10 protein-coding genes are annotated in these 11,153 nt (G+C 70.6%); 9 read left to right on the forward strand and 1 reads right to left on the reverse strand.

Translation table 11 applies throughout. The features are described from left to right. The first annotated feature begins 7 nt into the window (after positions 1-7). Genes tsaE through trxA form a run of 6 tightly spaced genes read left to right on the forward strand, consistent with a single transcriptional unit; the run spans position 8 to position 9,004 of the window. The gene (gene tsaE / locus FHS79_RS11820; protein WP_184200105.1) at positions 8-451 is read left to right on the forward strand and encodes a tRNA (adenosine(37)-N6)-threonylcarbamoyltransferase complex ATPase subunit type 1 TsaE; all 444 of its coding nucleotides are present in this window, start codon (positions 8-10) and stop codon (positions 449-451) included. Then, the gene (locus tag FHS79_RS11825; protein ID WP_184200108.1) at positions 448-1,422 is read left to right on the forward strand and encodes an aminoglycoside phosphotransferase family protein; all 975 of its coding nucleotides are present in this window, start codon (positions 448-450) and stop codon (positions 1,420-1,422) included. The genes tsaE and FHS79_RS11825 overlap by 4 nt, the downstream gene beginning before the upstream one ends. Continuing rightward, positions 1,419-2,183, forward strand: a complete 765-nt coding sequence (locus FHS79_RS11830) for a nucleotidyltransferase family protein (protein ID WP_207792330.1) — start codon at positions 1,419-1,421, stop codon at positions 2,181-2,183. Before FHS79_RS11825 ends, FHS79_RS11830 begins: the two co-directional genes overlap by 4 nt. Beyond that, positions 2,170-5,196 (forward strand): double-strand break repair protein AddB, encoded by a 3,027-nt coding sequence (addB, locus tag FHS79_RS11835; protein ID WP_184200111.1) that lies wholly within the window; start codon positions 2,170-2,172, stop codon positions 5,194-5,196. The genes FHS79_RS11830 and addB overlap by 14 nt, the downstream gene beginning before the upstream one ends. Beyond that, complete coding sequence (gene addA / locus FHS79_RS11840; RefSeq protein ID WP_184200114.1) at positions 5,193-8,648, forward strand: double-strand break repair helicase AddA; 3,456 nt, start codon at positions 5,193-5,195, stop codon at positions 8,646-8,648. The genes addB and addA overlap by 4 nt, the downstream gene beginning before the upstream one ends. Before the next feature lie 38 nt (positions 8,649-8,686). Further along, positions 8,687-9,004, forward strand: a complete 318-nt coding sequence (gene trxA, locus FHS79_RS11845) for a thioredoxin (RefSeq protein WP_184200117.1) — start codon at positions 8,687-8,689, stop codon at positions 9,002-9,004. Positions 9,005-9,013: 9 nt separating this feature from the next. Here the strand turns inward: trxA and argJ are convergent, their stop codons facing one another. Beyond that, the gene (gene argJ / locus FHS79_RS11850; RefSeq protein ID WP_184200120.1) at positions 9,014-10,237 is read right to left on the reverse strand and encodes a bifunctional glutamate N-acetyltransferase/amino-acid acetyltransferase ArgJ; all 1,224 of its coding nucleotides are present in this window, start codon (positions 10,235-10,237) and stop codon (positions 9,014-9,016) included. A 124-nt stretch (positions 10,238-10,361) separates the two neighbouring features. Here argJ and rpmH point away from each other — a divergent pair, with 124 nt between their 5' ends. Genes rpmH through yidD form a run of 3 tightly spaced genes read left to right on the forward strand, consistent with a single transcriptional unit; the run spans position 10,362 to position 11,058 of the window. Then, a complete protein-coding gene (rpmH, locus tag FHS79_RS11855; protein WP_152577135.1) occupies positions 10,362-10,496 on the forward strand; it encodes a 50S ribosomal protein L34 in 135 nt (44 codons plus the stop codon). A 17-nt stretch (positions 10,497-10,513) separates the two neighbouring features. Continuing rightward, the gene (rnpA, locus tag FHS79_RS11860; RefSeq protein WP_184200123.1) at positions 10,514-10,849 is read left to right on the forward strand and encodes a ribonuclease P protein component; all 336 of its coding nucleotides are present in this window, start codon (positions 10,514-10,516) and stop codon (positions 10,847-10,849) included. Then, positions 10,846-11,058: a membrane protein insertion efficiency factor YidD gene (yidD, locus tag FHS79_RS11865; protein ID WP_184200126.1), complete on the forward strand. Its 213-nt coding sequence runs from the start codon at positions 10,846-10,848 to the stop codon at positions 11,056-11,058. The genes rnpA and yidD overlap by 4 nt, the downstream gene beginning before the upstream one ends. Positions 11,059-11,153 lie beyond the last annotated feature (95 nt).

Below are 11,153 nucleotides of genomic sequence, written 5' to 3' on the forward strand. Positions count from 1 at the left end.
GCCTCCCATGGCAATCGACCTTCCCGATGAAGCGGCAACCGCAGCCCTTGGTGCTGCGATGGCCGCCGTGCTGCGCGCCGGTGATGTCGTCGCCCTGTCCGGCGCGCTGGGAGCGGGCAAGTCGACGCTGGTCCGCAGCATGCTTCGGGCACTCGGCTGGGAAGGCGAAGTCCCCAGCCCCACCTTCACCCTTGTGCAGGAATATGACGTCACCCCCCCGGTGTGGCATATCGATCTCTACCGGCTGAACGGGCCGGACGAGGCCGATGCCCTCGGCCTGTTCGAAACCGATGCCGCCCTGCTCATCGAATGGCCCGAGCGGCTGGAGGACCGGCTCCCCGCCGATGCGCTGCGGCTCACCCTGTCGGGCTCCGGCGATGCACCGCGCCGCTTGACTTGGAACCTGCCTGCGGCTTGGAAGGGCCGGTGGCCACCTCTCCCGCACTCATGATCCCCCCCGCAACCGCGCCCGCCTTCCTCGCCGCCAACGGCTGGGCGGGGGCCGACATCCGACCGCTCGCCGGCGATGCCAGCTTTCGCCGCTATTTCCGCATCCATCATGGCGAGCGCACCGCCGTGCTGATGGACGCTCCGCAGCATCTCGAGGATTCGCGCCCCTTCCTCGCCATCGGCGCCCGTCTCCACCAACTCGGCTTCTCCGCCCCCCAGCCGCTGGCGGTCGATCTCGACGCCGGCCTCGTCCTGCTCGAGGATTTCGGCGATGCCCGTGTCACCCCCGCCCTCGCCATGGACCCCGCCCCCGAGGTGCAGGTCTATGAAACCGCGGTGGACATCCTCGCCGCGCTCCATGCCCACCCCCCCGGCGATTCCGCCCCATACACCCGCGCCGAGCTGCTGCGCGAAGCCCGGCTCTTCCCCGATTGGTATCTCCCCGCCGTCGGCCTGGCCGAAGCCCCCGGCTACGACACGGCGTGGGAACAGCTCTGGCCGCACATCTTCACCCACCCCCCGGTGCTCACGTTGCGTGATTACCATGCCGACAACCTGATGATGCTGCCGCGCCCCGGCCTGCAGTCCCTCGGCCTCCTCGATTATCAGGACGCGCTCGCCGGCCACCCGGCCTATGATCTCGTCAGCCTGCTCCAGGATATCCGCCGCGAAGTCTCCCCGGCGCTCGAAGCCGCGATGCTCGATCGCTACCTCGCCGCCCGCCCGCACATCGACGAGGCCGCCTTCCGCACCGCCTATGATGTCCTCGGCGCCCAGCGCAACATCAAGATTCTCGGCGTGTTCACAAGGCTCTACGTGCGGGACGGCAAGGCCAGCTACCCCCGCTTCCACCCCCGGCTGTGGGAGCTCGTCACCCGAAGCCTCGCCCGGCCTGCGCTCGCCCCGGTCGCGGACTGGTTTGCGCACCACGTGCCCGCCCACGCCCGCCACGGCGTCCAGGTCCCTGCATGAGCACCCGTGCCGCCGCCCCCATGCGCATGCGCCCCCGCGTCGAGGTCACCATGCCCCCCGTCGCCATGGTGCTCGCCGCGGGCCTCGGCAAGCGCATGCGCCCGCTCACCGCCACACGGCCGAAGCCGCTCATCGAGGTCGCCGGCCGCACCTTGCTCGACCGCGCGCTCGACCGTGTCGAAGCCGCCGGCATCGGCACTGCGGTGGTCAACGCCCATTATTTCGCCGATCAGATCGACGCCGCCCTCGCTTCCCGATCCGGCCCCCTCGAAATCCGCAAGTCGGACGAGCGCACCCAGCTCCTCGAAACCGGCGGCGGCGTGGTGAAGGCCCTCCCGCTCCTCGATGCCGACCATTTCTTCGTCGCCAACGCCGACAACATGTGGATCGACGGCAGTCAGGACACGCTCCGCCTCCTCGCCAGCCGCTGGAACACGCAAGAGATGGACGCGCTGCTCCTCCTCGTCCCCATGGCGCGCGCGCATGGCTATGATGGCCGCGGCGATTTCCACATGGACCCCTGGGGGAAGCTCCGCCCGCGCGGCGATGTCCGCGTCGCCCCCTTCGTCTTCGCGGGCGTCCAGATCATCGCCCGCCACCTGTTCGAGGGCGAACCCGTCGAACCCTTCTCGATGTGGCGCGCCTGGAACAAGGCCCTCGCCAGCGGCCGCCTCTTCGGCAGCGTCCATCAGGGCATCTGGTTCCATGTCGGCACCCCCGCCAGCATCGGCGCCACGGAGGCCCTGCTTGGCATCCTCTAGGCGGCATAATCTCTTCAACATCCCGGCGCATGTCGGCTTTGTCGATGCGCTCGCCGCCGGACTTCTGGCGCGCACCGCCGACCCGCTCGACCGCGCGCGGATGCTGGTGCTGCTCCCCAACCGCCGCGCCGTCCGGGCACTCACCCAGGCCTTCGTCCGGCAACTGGGCAGCGCAGAAACTGCAGGCCTTCTGCTGCCCCGAATGGTGCCCGTCGGGGACCTTGGCGAGGACGATTTCGACCGGCTGATGACCGGCGACATACCCCTGGCACCCCCTGTGGATCCCCTTGTCCGCCGTCTGGAACTCGCCCGCCTCGTCCGAGCACTCCCCGCAGGCGACACCGGGCGCAGCGCCATCGAGGCCCTCAGGCTCGGCGATGCTCTCGGCAACAGCCTCGATGCCATGCTCGCGGAGGAAGTGTCGCCCACCGCCCTGCGCGATGCAATCGCCGACAAGGAGCTTGCAAGCCATTGGGATGAAACGCTGCGTTTCCTCGAAGTCATCATCACCCATTGGCCCCCCGTCCGCGATCGCATGGGCGCCAGCGACGGCGGCACAAGGCTCGCCGCCGCCATCGCTGCCCTCATCGCCCGCTGGCACGGCGCACCGCCGCAAACCCCTGTGATTGCAGCCGGAATCGTCAGCGGCACTCCCGCCTTGGCGCGCCTCCTCAAGGCCGTTCTCGATCTCCCGAACGGCCAGGTCGTCCTCCCCGGCCTCGACACCGACCTGTCCTCCGCCGGAAATTCCCGTTTCGATGCAATCATTTGCGCCGAAGCCGAGGAAGATCCCCCGCTGGCGCGCGACTCCGAGGCGCATCCGCAGCACGCCTTCAAGCTCCTCCTCGCCCGCCTCCGCCGGACCCGCGAGGATGTCGCCGAGTGGGGCCATGCCGCCGGCCCCGATGGCCCCGCCACCCGCACCCCGTTGGTCATGGCCGCAATGGCCCCGGCGCAAGCCGGCGAAGGCTGGCTCGACACCGAATCAGCGCCATTCGCCGCCCAAGCCTTTGAAAATGTGCGTGTCGTCGAAGCCGCCACCGCCGCCGAGGAAGCGCAGGTCGTTGCCCTCGCACTTCGCCGCAGCCTCGAAACGCCCGGCGCCACCGCCGCCCTGGTCACCCCCGACCGCGCGCTCGCCCGCCGCGTCGCAGCCCATTGCCGCCGCTGGGGAATCGCCGTCGACGACAGCGCCGGCACCCCGCTCCCCCGCACCCCGCCGGGCGCGCTGGCACTGGCGATGGTGGCCGCCATGGCCGGGCAGTTCGATCCGGTGCGGCTGCTCGCGCTTCTCAAGCACCCGCTGGTCTCCCCCGAATCCGAAGCCCGCCCCGCCTGGCTCCGCCGTGTCCGCCAGCTCGATCTGGCGCTGCGCGGCGTGCGCCCCGCCCCTGGCCTCGAAGGCATCGGCGCACAAATAGATTATTGGCTCCACGATCCGCGCAGCGCCGGCCGCGACGCCACGCTGGCGGACTGGTGGGACGATGTGGCAGCCCTGCTCGCCCCCCTCGAAGCCCTTGGCAACGCGCGCGAAATCCGGCTCGACGCTTTGGCCGAAACGCTGCGCCGGATGGGCGAAGCCCTCACCGGCGAGCGCCTTTGGTCCGGCACCGATGGCCGCGCCCTCGCCGCCCGCATCGAAGCACTCATCGCCGAAGGCGCGCTGTTCGGGACGATGGACATTGCCGAAGCCCCCGCCCTCGTCGACGCGCTGCTCGCCGACGTCGCGGTGCGGCCGGGCTGGGGCGGCCACCCCCGCCTCTCCATCCTCGGCCCCGTCGAAGCCCAGCTCGCCCGCGCCGACCTGATGATCCTCGCCGGCCTCAACGAAGGTGTATGGCCCGCCCAGCCAAGCCCCGATCCCTGGCTCGCCCCCGCCATCCGCGCCGCCCTCGGCCTGCCCGGGGCGGCGCGCGCCATGGGGCTGGCCGCCCAGGATTTCGTCCGCGCGCTGGGGGCGCCGCAGGTGCTCATCACCCGCGCGCGGCGCGATGCCGGCGGCCCGATGCGCGCTTCGCGGCTGCTGCTCCGCCTCGATGCGCTGGCGGCCCGGCTGGGCGTCGGGCCGGACGCCCTTCTGCGCGACGACCTGCTGCTGCGGCTGGCGCGCAGTCTCGACACCGGGCTGCCGCCGGTCCGCATTCCCCGGCCGGCCCCGGCCCCGCCGGCCGCCGACCGCCCGCGCACGCTCAGCGTCACCGAAGTCGATACGCTGATCGCCGATCCCTTCGCGCTCTACGCGTCGAAGATGCTGCGACTGCGACCTCTCGATCCGCTCGACGACGATCCGGGTGCAGCGTTCCGCGGCGAAGTCATCCACGAAGTCCTTGAAATCTGGGTCAAGGACGGACACCCCGATCTCGCCAGCCTCGCCCGCCTCACCGAAGCCATGCTGCAGCGCGAGGGCCGCGATTTCCCGCTCCTCCGCGCCCTGTGGGGCCCCCGCGCCCGCGCCGCGATCGAATGGGCCGGCACGGCGCTGCTCGAAGCCGTCGCCGCCGGCCGCGTGCCGGTGGGCGCCGAGACCCGCGGCGCGCTGACGCTCGGCAACGGCGTGCAGATCAACGGCAAGGCCGATCGGATCGACCGCGATGCCCAGGGCGCTCATGCGATCATCGACTACAAGACCGGCAGCGTGCCCAAGGTCGAGAATGTCGAGCTCGGCTATGCCAACCAGCTGCCGCTGCTGGCACTGATGCTCGAGCGTGGCGACATGCGGCTGCCGGCAGGCACCCCCGACAATGCCACCGTCAACGCGCTCGAATACTGGAAGCTCGGCGGCAACCTCGCCAAGCCCGGCGAGATCAAGGCCGCACTCGGCAAGCGGCAGGCGGAGACGATTCCCGGGCATCTGCAGACCGTCCACGAGACCGTCACCGATTTCACCACGCAGCTGCTCTGCGGCACCGCCCCCTTCCGCTCGCAGGTGCATCCCGCCCTTGTCTGGGGCGATTACAACCATCTCGCCCGCGTCCTCGAATGGCGCGATCGGCCGCGCGGCAGCCGCCCATGACCGCCGCCCGCCCGCTGGCAAGGCTGCTCGCCACCCAGGCCCGCGCCGCCGATCCGGAGCACCATGCCTGGGTCGCCGCCTCCGCGGGCACCGGCAAGACGCAGGTTCTCGTTGCGCGCGTGCTGCGGCTGCTGCTCGCCGGCGTGCCCGCCAGTGCCATATTGTGCATCACCTTCACCAAGCTCGCCGCCGCCGAGATGCAGGAGCGCGTGCTGCAGCGCCTCGGCTTCTGGGCGCGCGCCGATGAAGCTGCCCTCGCCGCCGATCTGGCCGCCCTCGGCGAACCGACCGACGAGCCCACCCGCCTGCGCGCGCGGCGGCTGTTCGCGCAGCTGCTCGACAGCCCGCAGGGCCTCGCGGTGCAGACGATCCACGCCTTTTCGCAGTCGCTCATCGCCAGCTTCCCGGTCGAGGCCGGGGTGGCACCTGGCTTCCAGACCCTCGATGATCGCGCCGGACTGGCGCTGCGCCGCGATCTGCTGCGCAGTGCCATCGAAACCGCCGACGCCGATGCCGACACCGATTTCCTGGCCGATGTCGCCATGCTCAGCCGCCAGGGCGGGGAAGGGCGCCTCACCGCCATCCTCGCCAGCCTCGGCCGCCACGCAGAAGCGCTCGCCGCCCTTCGCAATGTCGCGCTGGAGCCCATGCTCCGCCGCGGCTTCGGCCTGCCGACCGACATCGACGCCGCCGCCGATCTGGCCACAATGGTGGCGCAGCACGGCCTCAACGCCGGCACCGAGCGCCTGCTCGCATCGTGGCGCCGCTTCGCCAACAGCACAGCCGCCGATTGCGGTGGCAAGGCCGCAGCATGGCTCGCCGATCCCGGCAGCGCCGAAAAGCTCTGTGCGCTATATCTCACCGGCAAGGGCGAGCCGCGCAAGGTGGCCGTGGTCGCCGCACAGGAGAAGGCCGAGCCCGGCCTCAAGGACCATTTCGCCGCCATGGCCGAGGCCGCCTGCGCCATCGACGCCCGCCAGCGCCTCCACGCCGCCGTCGCCAATGCCGCCCGTCAGCTGCGCGTCGCCCGCCGGCTCGCCGCCGACTGGATCGCCGCCAAGGCGCGCGCCGGCGTCATCGATTATGAGGACATGATCAGCGCCGCCCGCCGCCTGCTCACCGCCCCCGGTGCCGCAGACTGGGTGCGCTACAAGCTCGACGCCCGCATCGATCACCTCCTCGTCGATGAAGCGCAGGACACCAACGCGGCGCAGTGGCAGATCGTCGATGCGCTGGCCGCCGAATTCTTTGCCGGGGCAGGTGCGCGCGGGCCGGGTCGACGGCTGTTCGTGGTCGGCGACTACAAACAGGCGATCTTCGGCTTCCAGGGCTCCGATCCGCGCGTCTATCGCGACCAGCGCCAGCATTTCGAGCAGCTTGCCGATGATGCCGGCACGCCGCTGGAAGTCGTGCCGCTCGCCACCAACTTCCGCTCGGTCGCCGCCGTGCTCGATGTCGTCGATGCCGTCGCCGCGATCCTGCCCGCCGATGCGCTCGATCCCGACGGCGTGCCCCCCCATCTGCCGCACCGCGCCCCCGCCGCCGGCGCCGTCGTGCTTCTCCCCCCCACCGGCGAGAACGACGCCGAAGACAGCGACGACGACGAACCCGAGGAAGAGGGCGAGCGCCCCGGCCAGCGCGAGATCGACCATGCCCAGGCGCTCGCCCAAACCATCGCCCGCTGGCTCGATCCCGCCGATCCGCTGCGCCTTCCCCACAACGGGAAGCCCGTCGCCCCGCAGGACATCATGGTCCTCGTCCGCCGCCGCACCGCCTTTTCCGCCGCGCTGGTTGCGGCGCTGCACAGCCACGGCGTGCCGGTGGCGGGCGTCGACCGGCTCAAGCTCGCCGAGCCGCTCGCCGTGGCCGACATGCTGGCGCTCATCCGCTTCGTGCTCCTCCCCGAGGATGACCTGACGCTGGCCTGCCTCTGCGTCTCCCCCTTCCTCGGCCTCACCCACGACCAGCTCCACGCGCTGGCGTTCGCCCGCCCCGGCGCCGGTTCCCCCGGCAGCCTGTGGTCCGCGATGCGCGCCAGCACCGATCCAGCGATCATAACCGCCCGCAGCTGGCTCGAAGCCTGCCTCGCCTTCGCCGACTATGCAGCACCGTACGAATTTCTCGAACGCATCCTGTCCGGCCCGCTGCAAGGCCGCGCAAAGCTGCTCGCCCGCCTCGGCAGCGAAGCGCTCGATGCCATCGACACCATGCTCGATCAGGCGCTGGCCTTCGAAATGCTCGAAGCCCCGTCGCTGCAAGGCTTTCTCGCCTGGGTCGAAAGCGAGGACATCGAGATCAAGCGCGATCCCGATGCTCCCCACGGCGATGTGCGGCTGATGACCGTGCATGGCGCCAAGGGCCTGCAGGCGCCGCTCGTCATCCTCGCCGATACCACCCATGGCATGCGCAAGCCCGATTCCGGGCTGCTGATGGACTTCGATGGCCGCCAGCTCCCCATCGAGCCCGGCAGCACCAGGGGCCTCACCGGCCCCCTCGCAGTCGCTTGCGATGCAAAAGCGGCCGAGGCGACGCAGGAGCATTGGCGGTTGCTCTATGTGGCGCTCACCCGCGCCGAAACCCTCCTCTATGTCGCCGGCGCACTGCCGAAAAAGGGCCTGCCCGAGGACAGCTGGTACCTGCAGGTGCAAGCCGCCCTCGCCACCCTCGGCGCCGGCACCGAGGCCGATCGCTTCCATGGCAGCGACGTCATCGCCTGGCGGCAAGGCACCCCCGCCGCCGATGCACCCTCCGAGCTGCGCCCCGACGCCACGCTGCTCCCCATCCCGGACTGGGTGCGCAGGCCCGCCCCCGAGGAGGCCCGCCCGCCGCGACCGCTCAGCCCCTCCGCACTGGCACCGGACACGCTCGCAGCCCCCCCCGCCGGCCCCGCCGCCGCGGCCGCCGCCCGGCGCGGGTCCGCCCTCCACGCACTGTTCGAGCGCCTCCCCGGCGTCGCAAAGGGTCGCCGCCGCGCGCTCGGGGAAGCCTGGGCCGCCACCCTCCACCCCGGCGCCGACGCGGCCGAACTTGTCGATACCGTGCTGGCGGTGCTCGATGATCCCGCCTTCGCCACGGTGTTCGGCGGCGAATCGCTCGTCGAAGCCCCGGTGGCCGCACGGCTCGGCGAGACGGTCATCGCCGGCCAGGTCGATCGGCTGCTGGTGACCGATCAAAAGGTGACGATCATCGATTACAAGACCGGCCGCCGTGTCCCCGCCGATGCCGCCGCGGTGCCGCCGCCGCATGTGGCGCAAATGGCCGGCTATGTGGCAGCTCTCGGCGCCGTCTTCCCCGGCCGCCGCATCGAGGCCGCGCTGCTCTACACCGCAGGCCCGAAGCTCATCACCCTGCCCGCAGCACTGCTCATCGCCCATGCAGCCCCGGCACTGCTGCCGTTCGTTACGATTGCGTTGAACTCCTCCGCGCACACTCCTATCTTGGGTCCAGATTGAGCCGGCGCTCCGGCCGGCCGCACCCGAGGACCATTCCCATGACCCGTCCCGTCACCGACGCTTCGTTCCACACCGATGTCATCAGCGCGACCAAGCCCGTGCTGGTCGATTTCTGGGCCGAATGGTGCGGCCCCTGCCGCCAGATCGGCCCCATCCTCGAAGAGCTGAGCAACGAGATGGACGGCGTCGAGATCGTCAAGATCAACATCGACGACAATCCCGATGCCCCCAGCCGCTACAATGTGCGCGGTATCCCGACGATGATCCTGTTCAAGGACGGCGCCCCCGTCGCGACCAAGGTGGGTGCCGCCCCCAAGGGCCAGCTCAAGAGCTGGCTTGAAGGCGCGCTCGGCTGAGCTTGACCCTCAGCTCCGGTAATCGGCGTTGATGCTGATGTAGCCATGCGTCAGGTCGCAGGTCCACACCCGCGCCCGCCCCGTGCCCATTCCCAGGTCGACGCCGATCGCCACCTCGCTGCCTGCCAGATGCGCCGCCACCGGCGCCTCGTCATAGCCCGGCACCACCGCGCCTGCTTCCGCCACGCGCGTGGTGCCGAAGCTGATCGCCAGCCGGTCGCGCTCGGCCGGCTCGCCCGCCTTGCCCACCGCCATCACCACGCGCCCCCAATTGGCGTCGCCCCCGGCAATTGCCGTCTTCACCAGCGGCGAGTTGGCGATGCTCATCGCCACGCGGTGCGCCGAGGCATCGTCGACTGCGCCCGCGACGCGGACCTCGATGAGCTTCGTCGCACCCTCGCCGTCGCGCACCACCAGCCGTGCAAGCTGCCCGCACAGGTCTTCGAGTGCAGCGGCAAAGGCATCGGCGCCGGCTGAGTCCCACCCCGTGATGCACGGCGCCCCCGCAGCACCTGTGGCGAACGCCAGCACCGTGTCCGACGTCGACGTGTCGCCATCCACCGTGATGCACGAGAAGCTGCGCGCATTGGCGGCAGCGAGAATGGCCCGCAGAAACCCCGGCTCCACTGCGGCATCGGTGAAGATGAAGCCCAGCATCGTCGCCATGTCGGGTGCGATCATCCCCGAGCCCTTGATGATGCCGACGAGCTCGACCCGCACCCCACCCACAAGCGCGCTCGCGTGCGCCGCCTTGGGGAAGGTGTCGGTGGTGCCGATGGCAGCCGTCGCACCGGCGAAATCGCCAGCCCCGAGTGCCGCATGCGCCGCCGTCACCCCCGCCACTGCCTTGTCCCGGGGCAGCGGCACCCCGATCACTCCCGTCGACGCCTGGAAGATCGCATCCGTCGCACAGCCGAGCAGTGCCGCCGCCGCCTCGCCCTGCGCCAGTGCGGCCGCGCGCCCGGCCGCCCCCGTAAAGGCATTGCTGTTGCCGGCATTGACCACCAGCCCCCGCGCCCGCCCCTGCGGCAACCGCTCCCGGCACAGCTCCACCTCGGGCGACGGGCAGCGCGACCGCGTCGTCACCCCCGCCACCGCGGTGCCTTCGGCAAATTTGATCAGCAGCACATCGGCGCGCGTCCAGGGCTTGTAGCCGGCAGTGGCGGTGCCGATGCGCACGCCGCCGATGGCGGGAAGGGAAGGGAAGGGCGTGGCGAGCGGGGAAATGGTCATCCAGCCCCTTTGCCAAGTGCGCGACGACGCGTAAACAAGCCTTTCTTGACTCTGTCGCCGGCTTTGCTCTATGCGCTGCCGCTCAATTTGGTGTCGTAACGGCGCCCAGCTACCGGATTTTGACATGAAGCGCACTTATCAGCCCTCGAAGCTCGTCCGCGCCCGCCGCCACGGCTTCCGCGCCCGCATGGCAACCGTCGGTGGCCGGAACGTCATCCGCAACCGTCGTGCACAGGGCCGCAAGAAGCTCTCTGCCTGAGCCGATGATCCGCGGCGATGGCCTCCCCACCGCCGACAATCGCCAAGCGCGCTGATTTTCTCGCTGCCAATCGCGGCAAGCGCTTCGTCACGCCCGGTTTCATCCTGCTCATCCGGGCCCGCGAGCCCGATGCGCCAATGCGCGCCGGCTATACCGTCACCAAAAAGGTCGGCAATTCCGTCGTGCGCAGCCGCCTGAAGCGCCGCCTGCGCGAAGTCGTCCGCCTCGGCCTTGCCGATCATGGCCATGCCGGCGCCGATCATGTCCTCATCGGCCGCAACGCCGGCCTCACCCGCGATTTCACCGACATGCAGGCCGATCTCGCCAAGGCCTGCGCGCGGCTGCGGGCATGATCAAGCGCCTGCTCATTGCCCCCATCCGCTTCTGGCAATGGGGGCCATCGCGCGTGCTGCCGCCCAGTTGCCGCTTTGCGCCCAGCTGCTCGGCCTATGCCATCACCGCCATCGCGCGCCACGGGCCCTTGAAGGGCCTGTGGCTCGCGGTGCGACGCATCGGCCGCTGCCATCCCTGGGGCGGTTCGGGCTATGACCCGGTGCCCTGAATGGCTATGACCGCAAGCATATCGCGGCTATAGCGCCCGCAACCCGACCTGTTCCAGACTTCCGAAAGACGCGCGTGACCCAGGAAAATCGCAAC

Origin of the sequence: Polymorphobacter multimanifer, from assembly GCF_014205635.1 — a bacterium.
Classification (GTDB): Bacteria; Pseudomonadota; Alphaproteobacteria; order Sphingomonadales; family Sphingomonadaceae; genus Sandarakinorhabdus; species Sandarakinorhabdus multimanifer.